This is a genomic window from Amycolatopsis saalfeldensis, from assembly GCF_900110575.1.
Lineage (GTDB): Bacteria > Actinomycetota > Actinomycetes > Mycobacteriales > Pseudonocardiaceae > Amycolatopsis > Amycolatopsis saalfeldensis.
The window spans coordinates 141773-160662 of record NZ_FOEF01000016.1 but is presented as its reverse complement, the minus strand read 5'-3'; the positions used below and the strand labels follow the sequence as shown (position 1 = coordinate 160662).

Here is an 18890-nt window from a genome sequence, read left to right as displayed (position 1 = left end):
CTCCTTGACGCCGTCCATACGGCCGTTTACGCGTTCTTGACGCCGGGTGACCCCCGCCACCGCCGGGTCTTCCACCCGTGGGGAAAAACCCGCCTGTGACTACACGTGGTCACTTAGTGACACACACCACAGCAGGTAGTGGAACGACGACAGAGCGTGCAATTCGGGCAGACAAGATGTTCCAGCCGTGTTACACCTGTGTTTCAGATAGTTGTACTGGCTAAGCAAATATGGAGGCAACCAGATGTGCGGAATCGCCGGCTGGGTTTCCTACGATGCTGATCTGACCCAACACCAGGAAGTCGCCGACGCGATGACCGAGACCATGGCCTGCCGCGGCCCGGACGACCGGGGCACCTGGGTGCGCCGCAACGTCATCCTCGGCCACCGCCGGCTCGCCATCATCGACCTGCCGGGCGGGCGCCAGCCCATGAGCCTGCGCACCCCGCGCGGGGAGATCGCGATGGTCTACAGCGGGGAGGCGTACAACTTCACCGAACTCCGCGAAGAGCTCACGAAGCTCGGTCACACCTGGGAAACCGACAGCGACACCGAAGTCGTCCTCCACGGCTACCTGCAGTGGGGCGACGAGGTGGTCGACCACCTCAACGGCATGTACGCGTTCGCGATCTGGGACGAGCGCGACGAGAAGCTCGTGATGATCCGCGACCGGATGGGGATCAAGCCGTTCTACTACTACCCGACCCGAGACGGCGTGCTGTTCGGCTCGGAGCCGAAGGCCATCCTGGCCAATCCGCTGGCCAAGCGCGTGGTCGACAGCGACGGCCTGCGCGAGCTGTTCACGTTCACCAAGCGCCCGGGCTGGTCGCTGTGGAAAGACATGAGCGAGGTCGAGCCGGGCACGATCGTCACCGTCTCCCGTGAAGGCATCCGCACCCGCACGTACTGGAAGCTCGACGCGAAGCAGCACACCGACGACCAGGAGACCACGGTCGCCCGCGTGCGGGAGCTGATGACCGACATCGTCCACCGCCAGCTGATCGCCGACGTGCCGCGGTGCGTGCTGCTCTCGGGCGGCCTCGACTCCAGCGCCGTCACCGGGCTGGCCGCCGCGCGGCTGGCCGAGCAGGGCGAGCAGCTGCGGACGTTCTCCGTCGACTTCTTCGGCCAGGAGGAGAACTTCAAGCCGGACGAGATGCGCGACACCGCGGACTCGCCGTTCATCCGCGACGTCGCGAACCTGGTCGGCTCGGCGCACAAGGACGTGATGCTCAACCCGGCCGAGCTGAGCGACCCGGCCGTGCGCCGCAAGGTGATCACCGCCCGCGACATCCCGGCCGGGATGGGCGACATGGACACCTCGCTGTACCTGCTGTTCAAGGCGATCCGCGGCGAGTCGACGGTGGCGCTGTCCGGCGAGTCGGCCGACGAGGTGTTCGGCGGCTACCGCTGGTTCCACGACGAGCAGGCGGTGAACGCGGACACCTTCCCGTGGCTGGCCTTCCGCAGCAGCATGACCGAAGGCCGGGAATCGCTGCTGACCAAGCAGGTCACGACCGCGCTGGACGTCGACGCCTATGTGGCCGACCAGTACCGCACCGCGGTCGCGGGCGTCGAGCACCTCGACGGCGAGTCCGCGGTCGATGCCCGCATGCGCACGGTCTGCAACCTCCACCTGACCCGGTTCGTCCGGGCCCTGCTCGACCGCAAGGACCGCGCTTCGATGGCCGTGGGACTGGAGGTGCGCGTGCCGTTCTGCGACCACCGGCTGGTCGAGTACGTCTACAACACCCCGTGGTCGCTCAAGACCTTCGACGGCCGCGAGAAGAGCCTGCTGCGCCACGCCACCAAGCACGTGCTGCCGGACTCGGTGCGCGACCGCGTGAAGAGCCCGTATCCGTCCACTCAGGACCCGGGCTACGCCGCCGCGCTGCAGCAGCAGGCCAAGGAGGTGCTGGCGGAGCCCAGCAGCCGGGTCTTCGACCTGGTCGACCGCGAGTGGGCGCACCGGGTGTCCCAGCTGGACCCGGCGACGATGGCGATGACCGATCGCGGCGGCCTGGACCGGATGCTCGACCTGTACCACTGGCTGGACATCTACTCACCCGAGCTGCAGCTCGGGTGATCCCCGGCTGAGGCGACAGCACGGCCCGCCCTCCTTCCTCGTGAGGGCGGGCCGTGCTGTTTCTCCCGGCCTGGTCACAACTCCAGGCGGGCGTCTACTTCCTCGCCGTGCACATCGAGGTCGGCGCCGGTGCCGCTGAGCAGCCGGCGCGCGGCCGCGTTGTCCACTGTGGTCGAGGCGATGAACCGGGCGGCGCCGCCGTCGCGGGCCGCTTCCAGGAGTACTTCAGCCACTCGCTTGCCGATGCCGCGGCCGCGGCACGAACGGCCGAGCCACACCCCGGCCTCCACTTCCACGGCCGACGCGCCGTGCACCGGCTGCAGGCGCGCGGCCCCCGCGGCCCGGCCGTCGACCTCGATCAGCCAGGTGGTCTCGATCGCCGTGTCCGGGTCGAGCGAGCGCCGCCGGTGAAACGCCAGGAACGCCTCACGCCGCTCGGGGGTCCAGCCCGGCGGCCCGTCGAGCGGGGGCATCACCTCGTGCGGTTCGGCGTCGGCGACCGCGGCCTCGAGCAGCCGGGCCAGTGTCGCCTCGTCGAGCGGGGTCAGGACGATCTCGAAGTCAGAAAGTCCGGTCACCCGGGAAGCTTGGCACGCCGCTCCCGGGAATGCGACCTGGTAATGCGGCTTACCACCATGGACTGGGCCGCGCGCACCAGCCGGACGTACGCCGACCACCGCACCGGCGCGCGAACGTGGCCGGTCAGGGCCAGTTCGGCGCGGTCGAGCAGCTGCTCCAGCACGGCGTCGTGCAGCGGCCGCCAGAACAGCCGCCAGCTCAGCCCGCGGGATCGCCCGGTCAGGACGTGGCTCACTTCGCAGCCGTCCCCGGTTTCGCTCACGCGGAACTCGTGGTGCCCGCGGATCCCGCGCGGCTGGGTGAACCGGAACCGGATCGAGTGCCGGTCGAAGGACTCCACCACGTAACGCACCGGGCCGTGGCCCGCGGCGAGACCGGGCGCGAGCGGCCGGTCGAAGGCGATGGGCGGCCAGTCCTCGCCCGGCCAGAGCCGGTCATCGGGCGTGCCCAGTGTGTCGAGCAGGGCTTCCGCTTCGGCGACGGGAGCGGGAAAACGGCGGGAGTGCGCGTTGCGGATCATCTCAAGGCTCCGTTCTGGAGGGTTTCCTCTAGAACGTATTAGAGCATAGTCTCCACAACATGGGCAGGCCTCCGGCGTACAGCACCGAGCAGTTCCTCGACGCGGCCACCACGCTGTTCGCCGAAGGCGGCGCTCGCGCGGTGACGATGGCCGCCACGGCGAAGGCCGCGGGCGCCCCGAGCGGCTCGATCTACCACCGTTTCGCCGACCGCCCGGCCCTGCTGGCCGACCTGTGGACCAGCACCCTGCGCGCCTTCCAGGACAGCTACATCTCGACGCTCGGCGAAGCGGCAACGCTCGACACCGCCGTGGCCGCCGCCGCGAGCGTGGTGCACTGGTGCCGCGCCAACCCCGCGCGGGCCCGCGTACTGGACGCCGGGCTGCAGGCCTTCTCCCCGGCCCTGTGGTCAACCGCGGCGACCGCCGAACTGGCCCGAGCCGAAGACGAGCTGAAGGCCGCGCTGAAACACGCCACCGCGACCCTGCCGTCGAGCACCGGCTGCACCGCCGAGGACGTGGTGCTGGCACTGGTCGAAGTCCCGCGCGCGGTGATCCACCGCTACCTCACGGCCGGCCGCACTCCCCCACCCAAGGCCGCCGACCTGGTCACCCGGTCGGCCCGCAAACTGCTGCGGCCCTAGTGCCTGTTTCCCCAGCGGGGAGCCATTCGGCGACCGAGGCGATGGCGGCCGCCCGGCCTTCGACCGCAGGGCCGTAACGACTGCAACACCGCCCGCCACGCGTTGGCCAGGTGTGACAGCGCTCGCCTGCCCCGGCAGTGAAACCGCCCCTAACGGCGGACTTCAGCCACCTTCACCGGCCGGCGCTCGCGGCGGGAGACCTCGCAGGCTTCGGCGATGTAGAAGGCTTCCAGCGCATCCCGGGCGCTGGCCGGGCTTGGCACGCGGGCCGCGGCGACGTCCAGGAACACCTTCAGCTCCGCGACGTATGCGGGGCGGAAGCGCTCCATGAAGCCGGGGTACGGCGGTCCGGGCAGGGGAGCGAAGCCGGGCTCGGCCGAGCGGAGCGGGGCGCGGTCGTCCAGGCCCACCACCACGTTCGCGGTCGAGCCGAGGGCCTCGAAGCGCACGTCGTAGCCCGCGCCGTTGTAGCGGGTGAGGGAGACGGTGGCGAGGGTGCCGTCGTCCAAGGTCAGGGTGGCGGCGGCGGTGTCGACGTCGCCCGCTTCGGCGAAGAAGGCTTCGCCGCGGTTGGCGCCCAGCGCGTACACCTCTTCGACCTCACGGCCGGTGACCCAGCGGATGATGTCGAAATCGTGCACCCCGCAGTCGCGGAACAGGCCACCGGAATGGGCGACGTACTCCGCGGGCGGCGGCGCCGGGTCCAGCGTGGTGGCCCGCACCGTGTGCAGCCAGCCGAGCTCGCCGCCCGCCACCGCCGCGCGCGCGGCCTGGTAACCGGCGTCGAAACGGCGCTGGAAACCGATCTGCACCGGTACGTCCGAGCCCTCGATCCGGTCGAGCACGGCGAGCGTGCCGGGGATGTCCGCGGCCACCGGCTTTTCGCAGAAGACCGGGATGCCCGCGTCCACGGCCTGGAGGATCAGGCCCGGGTGCGCGTCGGTGGCCGCGGTGACCACCAGCCCGTCGAGCCCGGCGCCGAACAGCGCTTCGATGTCGTCCGCCGCCTCGACGCCGAGCTTGGCCGCCGTGGCCCGCGCCCGCGCCGTGTCGACGTCGGCGACGATCAGCGAAGAGACGTCTTCGAACCCCTTGAGCGTCTCGGCGTGCGCGGTGCCGATCCGGCCGGTCCCCGCCAGTCCCAACCTCATCCTTGAACTCCTCCTGCTGGTGCGTGGGTGAAGCACTGGGCTAGCCGTGGGCCGGGAAACCCAGGTCGACGCCGTGGGCCTGCCGCGGCCAGCGCGACGTCACCGCCTTGGCCCTGGTGTAGAAGCGGACGCCCTCGGCGCCGTGCACGTGGGTGTCGCCGAACAGCGAGTCCTTCCAGCCGCCGAAGGAGTAGTAGGCCATCGGGACCGGGATGGGCACGTTGATGCCGACCATGCCGACCGTCACGCGCCGCTCGAACTCGCGCGCGGCCAGCCCGTCGGCGGTGAAGATGGCGGTGCCGTTGCCGTACGGGTTGGCGTTGACCAGCTCCAGCGCGGCTTCGAACGAGTCCGCTCGCACCACGGCGAGCACCGGGCCGAAGATCTCGTCGGTGTACACGCTCATCTCGGGCGTCACGTGGTCGAACAGCGTGGGCCCGACCCAGAAACCGCCGTCGTGACCCTCGGACGCGAAGCCGCGGCCGTCGACGACCAGCTTCGCGCCCGCCGCCTCCCCGGCGTCCACATAGGACATAACGCGATCCCGCGCGGCCGCGGTGACGACCGGGCCCATCTGCGAGGCCTCGTCGGTGCCCGGGCCGGTCTTCAGCAGGCGGGTCCGCTCGGCGATGGCCTCGACCAGCTCGTCACCCGTATCGCCGACCGCGACGACCACGGAGATGGCCATGCAGCGTTCGCCCGCGCTGCCGTAGCCCGCGGACACGGCGGCGTCGGCCGCGCCGTCGAGGTCGGCGTCCGGCAGCACGACCATGTGGTTCTTGGCGCCGCCGAGCGCCTGCACCCGCTTGCCCGCGGCCGTCGCCGTTTCGTAGACGTGCCGCGCGATCGGGGTGGACCCGACGAACGAGACGCCCGCGACGTCCGGGTGCGCGAGCAGCGCGTTCACCGCCTCGGCGTCACCCTGGACGACGTTGAGCACCCCCGGCGGCAGGCCCGCCTCGGCGAACAGCTCCGCCAGCCGCACCGACGCCGACGGGTCGCGGTCGGAAGGCTTGAGCACAAACGTGTTCCCGCAGGCGATGGCTACCGGGAACATCCACATCGGCACCATCACCGGGAAGTTGAACGGCGTGATGCCGGCGACCACGCCCAGTGGCTGCCGCAGCGAATACGCGTCGATGCCGCGGGAAACCTGCTCGGAACGCTCGCCCTTCAGCACCTGCGCGATGCCGCACGCGAACTCCACCACCTCGAGGCCGCGCTGGACCTCGCCGGCGGCGTCGCCGAGCACCTTGCCGTGCTCGGCGGTGATCAGCCCCGCCAGCTCGTCCCGGTGGTCCGCCACCAGCTGGCGGAACGCGAACATGATCTTCGTGCGCTGCGAGAGCGAGCTTTCGGCCCAGTCACGCGAGGCCTTGACCGCGGACGCGACCGCGGCGTCCACATCGGACTGCCCGGCGAGCACCACCTGACGGGCCACCTCGCCGGTCGCGGGCTGGAAGACGTCACCGCGGCGGCGCGAGACGCCGGGGGCGCGGGCGCCGTCGATCCAGTGCTGGACGAGTTCGGTCACGGGGTTCTCCACTCCTGGAACGGATCTAGCGGCTCGCGGTGGTCGAGCGGACCACCAGGGAGGGCTGCAGCAGGTGCCGGACCGACTTGACGCGCTCGCCGCGCACGCGCTCCAGCAGGGTCTCCAGCGCCAGCCGGCCCATCTCGGTGCGCGGCTGGTCCACAGTGGTCAGTGAGATGTGCCGGAGGCTGGCCAGTGACGTGTTGTCGTAGCCGACCACGGAGACGTCGCCGGGCACCCGCAGGCCGTTTTCCTCCAGCGCCGAGATGGCGCCGACGGCGTTGAAGTCGTTGCCCGCCACCAATCCGGTCGGCAGCTCCGCCCGGTCGTAGGTGGTGAGCAGCTCCCGCACCGCCTTCTCCCCCGCGGTGTCGGTGTGCTCGCTGCGCACCACGATCGGCTCCAGCCCGTGCTCGCGCATCGCGGCCTGGAAGCCGCGCCGGCGCGCGGCGGCAGTGCTGACCGCCGGCCCGCCGTCGAGGTGCGCGATCCGCCGGTGGCCGAGGCCCACGAGGTGGTCGACGGCCAGCCGGGAGCCGACCTCGCCGTCGTCGTTGACCGTGTCGACGCCGGCCACCCGCGAAGTCCGGGAGACGAGCACGGTCGGGCACTGGAGCCCGGCCGCTTCGATGGCGGCCGTCGGCACCACCGGCGAGAGCAGCACGATTCCGGCCGGGCGGAAGGAAAGCAGGCTCCGCAACGCCGCGCTCTCCCGTGCGGGGTTGCGCCCGCCGGTGTTGAGGATCAGGTCGAACCCGGCCGCCTGCGCCGCCGCGTCGAGCCCCTCCACCACGTCGGCGAAGAAGGCGTTGCGCAGGTCGCTCACCATCACACCGAGCACAGTGGACGTGCGGCTGGCCAGCGAGCGGGCCATCACGTGCGGCGAGTAGCCCAGCTCGTCGGCCGCGGTCAGCACGGCCTGACGGCGGATCGCTGAAACCTTCGGCGATCCGCGCATCACCAGCGACACCAGTGCCCGGGAAACGCCCGCCCGCGCGGCGACGTCCTCCATGGTGGGCCTCGCCATTCGCGGACCTCCGAGCCTGGGGTGGGAGCCGATTTCCGGCCTTGACTTCGCTGTGCCGGACGTTACATGATTAGAGCGCTCCAATCAATAGAGCGCTCCAACGCCACCCGGCCGAGAGCCGCCGGGAGACCACGGAAAGGGATCCATGACAGCGAAGCCGAGCATCCGCGTCGCCGCCGCGCCGATCTCCTGGGGTGTGTGCGAAGTGCCCGGCTGGGGCCGGGTGCTCGACGCGCCGACCGTGCTGGGCGAGATGGCCGAGCTGGGCGTCACCGCCACCGAACTGGGCCCGCCCGGGTATCTGCCGCGGGAGCCCGCCGAGCTCAAAACCCTGCTGGGCGGCCACGGCCTCCGGCTCATCGGCGGCTTCCTCGCCGTGGTGCTGCACGAAAATCCCGAAGCCGCGCTCGCCGAGGCCGAGGACTCCGCCGCGCTGTTCGCCGCGTGCGGCGCCGAGGTGCTGGTGCTCGCGGCGGCGACCGGGCTCGAAGGCTACGACGAACGGCCCGCGCTCAGCGAGGCCGAATGGTCCACTTTGATCAGCACCGCCGGGAAGATCCGCGACTTGGCCGCGGCGCACGGGCTCAAAACCGTGCTGCACCCGCACGTCGGCACGCATGCCGAGACCCAGGCCGAGGTCGAGCGGTTCCTCGCCGACTCCGACCTGCCGCTGTGCCTGGACACCGGCCACCTGCTGATCGGCGGCACGGACCCGGTGGAGCTGGCCAGGAAGTTCCCCGAGCGCGTCGGGCACCTGCACCTGAAGGACGTGCGCGGCGAACTGGCCGAGGCCGTCCGCGCCGGGAAGCTCCCGTACGCCGAGGCGGTGGGCCGAGGTCTGTACGTCCCGCTCGGGGAGGGTGACGTGGACATCGAAGCCATGGTTCGCTTCGTGCACGAAGCGGGCTACGACGGCTGGTACGTCCTCGAGCAGGACACCGCGCTGGACGAGCGCAGCCCGGTGGACCTGCCGAAGCGGGACGTGGCGACCAGCCTCGCCCACCTCGGCGAGATCGTCAGCCGGCTCGGCTGACGCGTACCGAAGGAAGAAGCGAGGAGAGACGACGATGTCCCATCGCTTGAAGCGCGGCCGGCCACGACCGCGCCGGGTCAGGGCCGGGTTGGCCGCCGTGGCCGGGTTGCTGCTGCTGTCCGCGTGCACCGGGCCCGCCGCCGAGGAGAAGGCGGCACCCACGGGCGCGCCGGTGGAGAGCAGCGGCCCGCTCAAGGTCGCGGTGATCACGCACGGCACCGCGGGCGACGCGTTCTGGAACGTGGTGAAGAACGGCGCCGAACAGGCCGGCAAGGACCTGGGCGTCCAGGTCGAGTACAACTCCGACGGCGATCCCGGCGCCCAGGCCAAGCTGATCGACAATGCCGTCGCCCAGCAGATCGGCGGCCTGGTGGTGTCGATGGCCAACCCGGAGGCGCTCCAGCCCTCGATCGAGGCGGCGGTGCACGCGGGCATCCCGGTGATCACCATCAACTCCGGCGAGGACAAGAGCGCGGCGTTCGGCGCGCTGACCCACGTGGGCCAGAACGAGTCGATCGCCGGCCAGGAGGCCGGCAAGAAGTTCAAGGACCTCGGCAAGAAGAAGCTGCTCTGCGTGATCCACGAGGCCGGCAACGTCGGCCAGGCGCAGCGCTGCGACGGTGCCAAGAGCGGGTTCGGCGGCGCCGTGCAGACCCTGCAGGTGGACATCACCAACCCCACCGACGCCGAATCGCGCATCCGCGGCGCGGTGCAGACCGACCCGTCGATCGACGCCGTGCTCACGCTGAGCTCGCAGGTGGCGGCCCGCGCGGTGAGCGCGATCAAGACCGTGGGCTCGAAGGCGCAGGTCGGCACGTTCGACCTGAACTCCGACGTGGTGGCCGCGATCAAGAGCGGCGACGTGCTGTTCGCCGTCGACCAACAGCAGTACGAGCAGGGCTACCTGCCGGTGATGTTCCTGAAGCTCTACCGGGACAACGCGAACGTCGTCGGCGGCGGCAAGCCGGTGCTCACCGGACCCGACCTGGTCGACAAATCCACAGTGGACAAGGTCGGCCAGTACGTGCAGAGGGGCACCCGATGACCACCACCACGCTCGACGAGCGGTTCGTGAAACCACGGCTGCGGGACCGGCTGATCGTCCGGCCGGAGATCGGCTCGCTGCTCGGCGCCATTGTCGTGTTCCTGTTCTTCACCTTCGTCACGGACAAGTTCTTCAGCGCCAGCGGCGCCGCGACCTGGCTCGACGACGCGGCGACGCTCGGCATCATGGCCGTCGCCGTCTCCCTGCTCATGGTCGGCGGCGAGTTCGACCTGTCCGCCGGTGTGATGACGGCGTCGACCTCGCTGGTCACGGCGATCCTGGCGACCGAGGCGGGCTGGAACGTCTGGCTCGCGCTCCTGGTCTCGCTGGTCTTCGCGTTGGCAGTAGGCGCTTTCAACGGCTGGCTGGTGATGAAAACCGGCCTGCCCAGCTTCATCGTCACGCTCGGCACGTTCCTCGCGCTGCAAGGGCTGAACCTGGGCGTCACGCGGCTGGTGACCGGCACCGTGCAGGTCTCCGGCATGCGCTCGACCGACGGCTACGCCTCGGCCGGGTTCGTGTTCGCCTCCACAGTGGACATCGGGGGCACGCCGTTCCAGATCTCCATCGTGTGGTGGATCGGCGTCGCCGCGGTGGCCTCCTGGCTGCTCGTGCGGACCCGCTTCGGCAACTGGATCTTCGCGGTCGGCGGCTCCTCGCCCAGCTCCCGCGCGGTCGGCGTGCCGGTGGTGCGCACGAAGATCCTGCTGTTCATGGGCACGGCGCTCGCGGCGTGGCTGGTCGGCTCGATCAACATCCTGCGGTTCGCCACCGTGCAGGCGAACCAGGGCATCGGGCTGGAGTTCCAGTACATCATCGCGGCGGTGATCGGCGGCTGCCTGCTCACCGGCGGCTTCGGCTCGGCCGTGGGCGCGGCGATCGGCGCGCTGATCTTCGGCATGGCGCGCCAGGGCATCGTGTTCGCCGGCTGGGACAGCGACTGGTTCATGCTGTTCCTCGGCATCATGCTGCTGGCCGCGGTCCTGGTCAACAACGCCTTCCGGCGACGCGCGGAAAGGGTCCGGCGATGAACGCCCCGCTGATCGAAGTCAAGGACATCGGCAAGATGTACGGCAGCGTCGTGGCGCTGCGTGATGTGTCCACAGTGGTCAACGCGGGCGAGGTCACCTGCGTGCTCGGCGACAACGGCGCCGGCAAGTCCACGCTGATCAAGATCCTGGCCGGGGTGCACCAGCACGACCGCGGCGAGTTCCTGGTGGAGGGCGGGCCCGTGCGGTTCGCCTCGCCGCGCGAGGCGCTGGACCGCGGCATCGCCACGGTCTACCAGGACCTCGCGGTGGTGCCGCTGATGAGCGTGTGGCGCAACTTCTTCCTCGGCTCCGAGCCCACGGTCGGCTTCGGCCCGTTCCGCGCGCTGGACCGGAAGAAGGGCCGGGAGACGACCAAGAAGGCGCTGGCCGACATGGGCATCGACCTTCGTGACGTCGAACAGCCGGTGGGCACGCTGTCCGGCGGCGAGCGGCAGTGCGTCGCGATCGCGCGGGCGGTCCACTTCGGCGCCAAGGTGCTGATCCTCGACGAGCCGACCGCCGCGCTCGGCGTGAAGCAGGCCGGGGTGGTGCTCAAGTACGTCGCGCAGGCCCGTGACCGCGGGCTCGGCGTGGTGCTGATCACGCACAACCCCCACCACGCGTACCCGGTCGCGGACCGGTTCCTGCTGCTCAAGCGGGGTGCCGCGCTCGGCTCGTACGAGAAGCCGGAGATCGACATCGGCGAGCTGACGCGGCAGATGGCGGGCGGCGCCGAACTGGAAGCACTCGAACACGAGCTGCGTGCCGCGGAAACCCCGTGACACCCGTGGTCCGGCGGAGGTGACCGTGACTGTCCAAGAGATGCCGATCGAAGCGCTGACCGTCGGCCGGGTCGGGGTGGACCTCTACCCCGAGCAGAGCGGCGTGCCGCTGGCCGAAGTGGCCACCTTCGCCAAGTCGCTCGGCGGGACCGCGACCAACGTCGCGGTCGCCGCCGCCCGGCTCGGCCGCCGCACCGGGGTGCTGACGAAAGTCGGCCCGGACGGCTTCGGCGACTACGTGCGCCAGGCGCTGACCGGGTTCGGCGTCACACCGGAGCACGTCGGCACCTCGCCGGACCTCCAGACGCCGGTGGTGTTCTGCGAGCTGAACCCGCCCGCCGACCCGCCGCTGCTGTTCTACCGCTCCCCCATCGCGCCCGACCTCACGCTGACCGAGGCGGACGTGCCGTGGGACGTCGTGCGTTCGGTTCCGCTGCTGTGGGTGACCGGCACCGGTGTCTCCACGGAGCCGGCGCGGGCCACGCAACGCAAGATGCTGGAGGCGCGCGGGCGGCGCGAACACACCGTGCTGGACCTGGACTACCGGCCGATGTTCTGGCCGGACGCCGCGACGGCGCGGGCGGAGATCGGCTGGATGCTGGACCACGTGACCGTCGCGGTCGGCAACCGGGCCGAGGTGGAGGTCGCCGTCGGCACCGCCGAGCCGGACGAGGCGGCGGACCGGATGCTCGCGCGCGGCCTGCGGCTCGCCGTGATCAAGAAGGGGGCCGACGGCGTGCTGGTCGCCACCCCTGAAGGCCGCTGGACCGTGCCGCCGCAACGGATCGAGGTGGTCTGCGGCCTCGGGGCCGGTGACGGCTTCGGCGGCGCGCTGGTGCACGGGCTGCTGTCCGGCTGGGACCCGGTGCGCATCGCGGAGTACGCGAACGCGGCCGGCGCCCTGGTCGCCTCACGGCTGGCCTGCGCTGACGCCATGCCGACCGCCGCCGAAATCGAGGAGATGCTGTGACGGCCCTGCTGACCGACGAGCGCTGGAGCGAGCTGCTGCGCGTGCGGGCGACCGACCCCGGTGCGGTGCGGCGCGCGTACGCCTCGCGGCGAAGGCGCAAGAACCTGTTGTCGGACAAGGGAACGCTGTTCCTCGTGGCGGCGGATCACCCGGCCCGCGGCGCGCTCGGCGTCGGCGGCGACCCGCTGGCGATGGCCGACCGCCGCTCGCTGCTGGAGCGGCTGCTGGTGGCGCTGGCGAACCCGGCGGTGGACGGGCTGCTCGGCACCCCCGACGTCGTCGAGGAGCTGCTGCTGCTCGACGCGCTGCACGAAAAGGTCGTGATCGGCTCGATGAACCGCGGCGGGCTGGCCGGCGCCGACTGGGAGATCGACGACCGGTTCACCGGCTACCACGCGGCCTCGCTGGTCGACTCCCGGCTCGACGGCGGCAAGATGCTGCTGCGCCTGGTCGACTCCGACGCGGGCACGGTGCCGACCCTCCAGGCCTGCGCGGACGCCGTCACCGAGCTGGCCGCGTACGGCCTGATGGCCATGGTCGAGCCGCTGCCCTACACCCGCGAAGACGGGCGGCTGGTGCTGCAGAAGGACGCGACGTCGCTGGCGCGGGCCGTGACCGTGGCGTCCGGCATCGGTGTCTCGTCCGCGCACACCTGGCTGAAGCTGCCGTCCACTGAGGACGCCGCCGTGCTGGGCGCCACCACTCTGCCGGTGGTGATCCTGGGCGGCGTGCCGACCGGCGACCCCGCCGCCGACCTGGTCTCGTGGGGCCGCACGCTGCGCCACGAGGTGGTGCGCGGGCTCGTGGTGGGCCGGAGCCTGCTGTACCCGCCGGACGGCGACGTCGGCGCCGCCGTGGAAGCCGCCGCGAAGACCCTGGAGGCCGCGAAGTGAGCCAGCTGCACCGTCCACTCGGGACACTGACCGACGGCGCCGACCCGGTCCGGCTGACCCCGGAGGCGGCGGGCTGGGCCTACACCGGGCTGCAGGTGCTCAAGATCGGCACCCGGCTCCCGCGAGTGGTGGAGACCGGCGAGTTCGAGGCGTTCGTGCTGCCGCTGTCCGGCTCGCTCTCGGTCCGCGTCGACGGCGAGGAGTTCGAGCTGGACGGCCGCGATTCGGTGTTCACCCGCGTCACGGACTTCGCCTACGTGCCCCGTGACGCCGAAGTGGTGCTCACCTCCACCACCGGCGCCGAGGTCGCGCTGCCGATGGCGCGGTGCACCCTGCAGCTGGAGCCGAAGTACGGCCCGGCCGAGGACGTGCCGGTGGAGGTGCGCGGCGCCGGGCCGGCGACCCGCCAGGTGACCAATTTCGGCGTGCCGGGGGTGTGGGACCACGCGGACAAGCTGAACGCGTGCGAGCTGATCACCCCGGGCGGCAACTGGTCCTCGTACCCGCCGCACAAACACGACGAGGCCTCGGACTGCGAGGTCGTCAACGAAGAGGTCTATTACTTCCGCATCGCCGGACGGGACGGTGTCACGCCTTCGCGCGAGGGCTTCGGCCTGCACCGCACGTACACCGCGGACGGCGGGCTGGACGAAGACGTGGCGGTGCGCGACAGCGACGTTTTCCTGATCCCGCGCGGGTATCACGGCCCCTGCGTCGCGGCGCCGGGCTACCCGATGTACTACCTGAACGTGCTGGCCGGCCCGGCCGAGGAGCGGTCCATGGCGTTCTGCGACGACCCGGCGCACGGCTGGGTCCGCGACACCTGGCCGGACACCTACCTCGACCCGCGGTGCCCGGTCACGAGTTACGAGGGACGGGTCTCATGAATTCTTCCTGGGGTCCGGGGGCAGAGCCCCCGGCGGGGGTGCGGGGGCTCGGCCCCCGCAAGACACTGAAGCTCACGACGGCACAGGCGCTGGTGCGCTGGCTGCTCGCGCAGCGCTCGGAAACCCTGGACGGGCGCGAGGTCCCGCTGTTCCCCGGCGTGTTCGCGATCTTCGGGCACGGCAACGTGCTCGGCCTCGGCACCGCGCTGGAAGAGCAGCGTGACCGGATGCCGGTCTGGCGCGGGCACACCGAGCAGGGCATGGCGCTCGCGGCGGTCGGCTACGCGAAGGCGACGCAGCGGCGGCAGGTCGGCGTGGTCACGTCGTCGATCGGGCCGGGCGCGCTGAACATGGTGACCGCGGCGGGGGTGGCGCACGCGAACCGGCTGCCGGTGCTGCTGCTGCCGGGAGACACGTTCGTCAGCCGCGCGCCGGACCCGGTGCTGCAGCAGGTCGAGCCCTTCCACGACGGCACGGCGACGGTCAACGACGCCTTCCGCGCAGTCAGCCGCTACTTCGACCGGATCACCCGGCCCGAGCAACTGCTGGCGACGCTGCCGCAGGTCGCGCGGGTGCTCACCGATCCCGCGGACGCCGGGCCGGTCACGCTGGCGCTGCCCCAGGACGTCCAGGCCGAGGCCTACGACTTCCCCGAGGCGCTGTTCGAGCCGGTCACGCACCGGCTGCCGCGCCCGCGCCCGGACCGCCGCGCCCTGACCGAAGCGGCCGCCGCCCTGCGCTCGGCCCGCCGTCCGCTGCTGGTGCTGGGCGGCGGCGTCCGGTATTCGGGCGCCGGCCGCCGCGCGCTGGATTTCGCGCAACGGCACGGGATTCCGGTCACGGAGACCACTGCGGGCCGGACGCTGGTGCCGCACACCCACGAGCTGCACGCCGGGCCGCTGGGCATCACGGGCTCGACCTCGGCGAACGTCCTGGCCGCCGCGGCCGACGTGGTGCTGGCGGTCGGAACCCGGTTGCAGGACTTCACCACGGCGTCGTGGACGGTGTTCTCCCCCGACGTCCGGCTGGTCACGCTGAACGCGGCCCGGTTCGACGCGGTCAAGCACGGCGCGCTCGCCGTGGTGGGCGACGCGGACGCGGGGCTGGCCGACCTCGGCGCGCAACTGGAGAGCTGGCGCGTCGATCCACAGTGGACGGCGCGGGCGGCCGAGGAGCGGGCCCGCTGGGACGCCCACGTCGACTCACTGCGGGCCGCGCCGTCGGAGATCCCCAGCTACGCGCAGGTCGTCGGCGTGGTGAACGAGCTTTCGGAGCCACGCGATTACGTGATGACCGCGTCGGGCGGCCTGCCCGGTGAGCTGATCGGCGGCTGGCGCGGCTCCGGCGAAGTGAGCATGGACGTCGAGTACGGCTTCTCCTGCATGGGTTACGAGCTGTCCGGCGCATGGGGCGCGGCGATCGCGCACACCGAAGGCCTGGTGACCACGCTCCTCGGCGACGGCTCGTACCTGATGCTGAACTCGGACCTGTTCTCGGCCGCCTTCGCGGGCCACCCGCTCGTCGCGGTCGTCTGCGACAACGACGGCTACGCAGTCATCGCGCGGCTTCAGCAGGGGCAGGGCGGCAAGCCGTTCAACAACTTCTACGCCGACTGCCGGACTTCGCACGCTTCGCCGCCACGCGTGGACTTCGCGCGTCACGCCGAGTCTTTGGGCTGCGCGGTCTTCACCGCGACGTCGCTGGACGACGTGCGCGACGCGTACGCGAAGGCCCGCGCTGCCGCTGTCGCGGAGAGCCGCCCCGCGGTGGTTGTGGTGCGGACCCAGCCTTCGGCCTGGACGGAGGCCGGCGCGTGGTGGGAGGTCGGCGTGCCGGAGCACCTCTCCGGCCGCCCGGACTTCGACGCCGCGAAGCCCGGGCAGGTGCGCTACCTGCGTCAGTAAAGCCGTTCGAGCCAGGGCCGCAGCACCGGCAGGACCGCCTTGGCCTGCATGGCGGTCGTGTGGTCCAGCCCATCGAGCACCTCGACGGTCCAGCCGCGCTCGGCCAGCTCGGCGCGGCGGGCCGTCAACGGGGCCGCGATGTCGACCGTGACACCGCCCCAGCGTGCGCCGTACTCGATCCGGTCCGCCGAGCCCGCGAAGCACAGACGCGGGCAGGCGGGCCGGGCCGAGTGGTCGTCGAAGCCTTGCAGGGCCTCGTACAGCGTGACGAACTGCTGGGTCTGGCCGGTCGACATAGTGACTTCGACGGAGTCCCAGTCACCCTTTTCCGTGGTCTGGTGGGTTTCCGACGGCCCGGCGACGGCCATCGCGTGGGTGGCCCGCGTGACCGTCAGCATTTCGGCGTACGGCCCGTCGAGCGGAGGAAAACCGCCCATGGCCAATCCGTCGAGCCGATCGGTGCGCAGCGCCAGCTGAAGCCCGGCCAGCGCGAGCCACGAATAGCCGTAGTACGCGAACCGTGGCGCCCCCACCGCGTCCGCGACCGCCAGGAAATCGGCGGCGACGGCGGCCGGAGTGAGGCTGTCCGGCCGCGGATGCGCGAGGACGTGCCCCTCGTAATCGAAGGCGGCCACGCGGAATCCGGCCAGCCCGTCGATCAGTGACCGGCCGAGCGCCGGGTCCGCGCCCCACTGCCGTATAGCCTCGGCCTGCTCGCCTTCGACCGGCCGCGGGTTCACCGGGAGCAGCACCGCCGGACCTTCGCCGTGGACCTCGATGTCGAGCACACTGCCGTCGCTCAATGTGGTCTCAACCATGCCCCGCCCATCTCTTTACGTCGTAAAGTGTTAGCGCGATCGAGCGTAGCAGAGCCGACGGCATCTGCGGACCGTCGGCACAGCGGGGTCAAACCCTCACGCGTCGGCGAGGCGCTCCATGATCTGCGCCGCCTTCGGTCACGGAGATGAGCGTCTTGCGCCCGTCGGTGGGATCCGGACCGCGGGCGACGAGCCCCTCGCGATCGAGGGCGGCCACCGTCTCGGCCATCGACTGGGGACGGACGTGCTCCGCCGCGGCGAGGGCGCTGACCGTCGTCGGCCCTTCCTCGCCGATCCGGCTGAGGGTGGTGATCTGCGACCACGCCCAGCGCCGGTCGGCGGGCGCGGACTCGGTCCGCAGCCGAAGGAGAGCAAGTTCCGTGACCACCGAGCCGATCATCGAAGCGCGGCGGACCGCGCTGCTGCTGATGGACTTCCAGCCCGAGATCCTGAGCCACCTCGCCGGCTCGGCCGCCGTGCTGGAGAACGCCAAGATCGCGCTGGACTGGGCGCGTGAGCACCGCGTCCAGGTCGTGTTCGTGCGAGTGGCCTTCGCGCCGGAGGACTACGACGCGATCCCCCACCGCCACAAGGCGTTCGGCTTCGCCAAGCAGGGGCGCCTGTTCCCCGACGGGGACCCGTCGCTGGAAATCGATCCCGCGCTGGAAGTGCGCGAGGGGCCAGGCGGACGTGATCACGACGTCCGACCTGAAGTCACTGGTCCGCGAAGACTGACCGGCCGATGACCTCCTCCGGCACCACCGGGCGCGCGGTCGACGATCGTGAACGCGGGGCGTTCTCGTGGCGCTTCGTCACGCCGCTGTACATCAGCTCGGCGCTGAACCCGATCAACAGCTCGTTCATCGCGACCGCGCTGGTGCCGATCTCGCACGCGATGGGCGTGTCCGTCGGGGCGACCGCGGTCCTGGTGTCGGCGCTCTACCTGGCGAGCTCGGTCGCCCAGCCCACCGCGGGCAAGCTCGCCGAAGAGCTGGGCCCGCGCCGGGTGTTCCTCACCGGCATCGCGCTGGTGCTCGTGGGCGGCCTGGTCGGCGGCTTCGGCGGTGGCTTGGCAACGCTGACCGTCGCACGGGTCCTGATCGGGATCGGCGCTTCGGCCGGCTACCCGGCGGCGATGGTGCTCATCCGCCGCCGGGCGCTCGGGGCGGGGCCGAGCGATCCGCCCGGCGGGGTGCTCGGCGGCCGGTCCATCGCCGGCACGGTCACAGTCGCGGTGGGCCCGCCGATCGGCGGTCTGCTGGTGGCCGCGTTCGGCTGGCGCTCGGCGTTCCTGGTCAATCTCCCGGTAACCGTGATCGCGCTGGTGCTGGCGATCCTGTGGGTGCCGCGGGACGCGCCGCTGGAGCGCCGTCCGCTGCGGGAGCTGGCCGGGCGCATCGACGTCGGCGGCATCGTGCTGTTCGGCGGCATGATGAGCGCCCTGCTGGTGTTCCTCCTGTCTCTGCCGGCGCCGAATTGGCTTCCCCTCGGGATTTCCGTCGGGCTGGGCGCTTTGCTGGCGATGTGGGAACGGCGGTCGGCCACGCCGTTCATCGATCTGCGGCTGCTCGTGTCCAACCTCGCGCTCACCCGCACGTACCTGCGCGGGGCACTCACGCTGCTGGCGTTCTACACCGTGCTCTACGGCCTGACCCAGTGGCTGGAGGCCGCCCATGGGCTCCCGCTCCAGGAAGCCGGGCTCGTGCTGCTGCCGATGGGCATCCTCGCCGCGGCGGTGTCGCAGCCGATCTCCGCCCGCAACCTCGTACGCGGCCCGCTCATCGCCGGTGCGGCGAGTCTGATCCTCGCCTCGGCCGCCGTCCTGCTGATCACCACTCCGGTCCTGCTCATCGTCGGCGTGACGCTGCTGTTCGCGATCACGCTGGGCGCGACCACCGTCAACAACCGGACGGCCCTTTACCAGCAGGCGCCGCGGTCAGCGTGGTCGTGCTGCTCATGACGGTCTTCGACCGCGCACCCAAGGACCCG

19 protein-coding genes are annotated in these 18890 nt (G+C 71.4%); 12 read left to right on the top strand and 7 right to left on the bottom strand.

Translation table 11 applies throughout. The annotated features are described in order from the left end of the window. Positions 1-244 precede the first annotated feature (244 nt). On the top strand, positions 245-2086 hold the full coding sequence (gene asnB / locus BMY97_RS30825; protein WP_091623535.1) for an asparagine synthase (glutamine-hydrolyzing): 1842 nt from the start codon (positions 245-247) through the stop codon (positions 2084-2086). 74 nt (positions 2087-2160) lie between these two features. On the opposite strand, the gene BMY97_RS30820 is transcribed toward asnB, so the two are convergent. Beyond that, positions 2161-2664 (bottom strand): GNAT family N-acetyltransferase, encoded by a 504-nt coding sequence (locus tag BMY97_RS30820; RefSeq protein ID WP_091623531.1) that lies wholly within the window; start codon positions 2662-2664, stop codon positions 2161-2163. Then, complete coding sequence (locus BMY97_RS30815) at positions 2661-3185, bottom strand: SRPBCC family protein (protein WP_091623528.1); 525 nt, start codon at positions 3183-3185, stop codon at positions 2661-2663. Before BMY97_RS30815 ends, BMY97_RS30820 begins: the two co-directional genes overlap by 4 nt. A 59-nt stretch (positions 3186-3244) precedes the next feature. On the opposite strand from BMY97_RS30815, the gene BMY97_RS30810 reads away from it, so the two are divergent. Next, positions 3245-3826 (top strand): TetR family transcriptional regulator, encoded by a 582-nt coding sequence (locus BMY97_RS30810; RefSeq protein ID WP_091623525.1) that lies wholly within the window; start codon positions 3245-3247, stop codon positions 3824-3826. A gap of 149 nt (positions 3827-3975) precedes the next feature. On the opposite strand, the gene BMY97_RS30805 is transcribed toward BMY97_RS30810, so the two are convergent. From BMY97_RS30805 to BMY97_RS30795, 3 genes are read right to left on the bottom strand one after another with little or no spacing between them, the layout of a single operon-like run. Continuing rightward, complete coding sequence (locus BMY97_RS30805; RefSeq protein ID WP_177231619.1) at positions 3976-4977, bottom strand: Gfo/Idh/MocA family protein; 1002 nt, start codon at positions 4975-4977, stop codon at positions 3976-3978. A gap of 40 nt (positions 4978-5017) precedes the next feature. Then, positions 5018-6511, bottom strand: coding sequence for a CoA-acylating methylmalonate-semialdehyde dehydrogenase (locus BMY97_RS30800; protein ID WP_091623523.1), 1494 nt, complete (start codon positions 6509-6511; stop codon positions 5018-5020). 25 nt (positions 6512-6536) lie between these two features. Next, the gene (locus tag BMY97_RS30795; protein WP_091623519.1) at positions 6537-7538 is read right to left on the bottom strand and encodes a LacI family DNA-binding transcriptional regulator; all 1002 of its coding nucleotides are present in this window, start codon (positions 7536-7538) and stop codon (positions 6537-6539) included. Positions 7539-7683: 145 nt separating this feature from the next. Between BMY97_RS30795 and BMY97_RS30790 the strand changes: the two genes are divergently transcribed. From BMY97_RS30790 to iolD, 8 genes are all read left to right on the top strand, one after another. Further along, positions 7684-8571, top strand: a complete 888-nt coding sequence (locus BMY97_RS30790) for a sugar phosphate isomerase/epimerase family protein (protein ID WP_091623517.1) — start codon at positions 7684-7686, stop codon at positions 8569-8571. A 34-nt stretch (positions 8572-8605) separates the two neighbouring features. Then, a complete protein-coding gene (locus BMY97_RS30785; protein ID WP_091623514.1) occupies positions 8606-9616 on the top strand; it encodes a substrate-binding domain-containing protein in 1011 nt (336 codons plus the stop codon). After that, positions 9613-10647 (top strand): ABC transporter permease, encoded by a 1035-nt coding sequence (locus BMY97_RS30780; protein WP_091623513.1) that lies wholly within the window; start codon positions 9613-9615, stop codon positions 10645-10647. The genes BMY97_RS30785 and BMY97_RS30780 overlap by 4 nt, the downstream gene beginning before the upstream one ends. Continuing rightward, a complete protein-coding gene (locus BMY97_RS30775; RefSeq protein ID WP_091623510.1) occupies positions 10644-11429 on the top strand; it encodes an ATP-binding cassette domain-containing protein in 786 nt (261 codons plus the stop codon). Before BMY97_RS30780 ends, BMY97_RS30775 begins: the two co-directional genes overlap by 4 nt. Positions 11430-11469: 40 nt before the next feature. Further along, complete coding sequence (gene iolC, locus BMY97_RS30770; protein ID WP_091623508.1) at positions 11470-12399, top strand: 5-dehydro-2-deoxygluconokinase; 930 nt, start codon at positions 11470-11472, stop codon at positions 12397-12399. Beyond that, the gene (locus tag BMY97_RS30765; protein WP_091623505.1) at positions 12396-13292 is read left to right on the top strand and encodes a Cgl0159 family (beta/alpha)8-fold protein; all 897 of its coding nucleotides are present in this window, start codon (positions 12396-12398) and stop codon (positions 13290-13292) included. Before iolC ends, BMY97_RS30765 begins: the two co-directional genes overlap by 4 nt. Beyond that, positions 13289-14179 carry a 5-deoxy-glucuronate isomerase gene (iolB, locus tag BMY97_RS30760; RefSeq protein ID WP_091623503.1) on the top strand — a complete coding sequence of 297 codons (891 nt, stop codon included), beginning with the start codon at positions 13289-13291 and terminating at the stop codon, positions 14177-14179. The genes BMY97_RS30765 and iolB overlap by 4 nt, the downstream gene beginning before the upstream one ends. A 65-nt stretch (positions 14180-14244) precedes the next feature. Continuing rightward, positions 14245-16083, top strand: coding sequence for a 3D-(3,5/4)-trihydroxycyclohexane-1,2-dione acylhydrolase (decyclizing) (iolD, locus tag BMY97_RS30755; protein ID WP_177231626.1), 1839 nt, complete (start codon positions 14245-14247; stop codon positions 16081-16083). Here the strand turns inward: iolD and BMY97_RS30750 are convergent. Both BMY97_RS30750 and BMY97_RS30745 read right to left on the bottom strand, forming a co-directional pair. Next, positions 16077-16901 (bottom strand): alpha/beta fold hydrolase, encoded by an 825-nt coding sequence (locus BMY97_RS30750; RefSeq protein ID WP_091623497.1) that lies wholly within the window; start codon positions 16899-16901, stop codon positions 16077-16079. The two genes, iolD and BMY97_RS30750, sit on opposite strands and share 7 nt — an antisense overlap. Positions 16902-16989: 88 nt before the next feature. Then, entirely contained in the window at positions 16990-17289 is a 300-nt protein-coding gene (locus BMY97_RS30745; protein WP_218156919.1) for a MarR family transcriptional regulator, read from the bottom strand. On the opposite strand from BMY97_RS30745, the gene BMY97_RS30740 reads away from it, so the two are divergent. Then, on the top strand, positions 17282-17647 hold the full coding sequence (locus BMY97_RS30740; RefSeq protein WP_091623493.1) for an isochorismatase family protein: 366 nt from the start codon (positions 17282-17284) through the stop codon (positions 17645-17647). The two genes, BMY97_RS30745 and BMY97_RS30740, sit on opposite strands and share 8 nt — an antisense overlap. Continuing rightward, positions 17644-18861, top strand: a complete 1218-nt coding sequence (locus tag BMY97_RS30735) for an MFS transporter (RefSeq protein WP_091623490.1) — start codon at positions 17644-17646, stop codon at positions 18859-18861. Before BMY97_RS30740 ends, BMY97_RS30735 begins: the two co-directional genes overlap by 4 nt. The last annotated feature ends 29 nt before the right edge of the window (positions 18862-18890 follow it).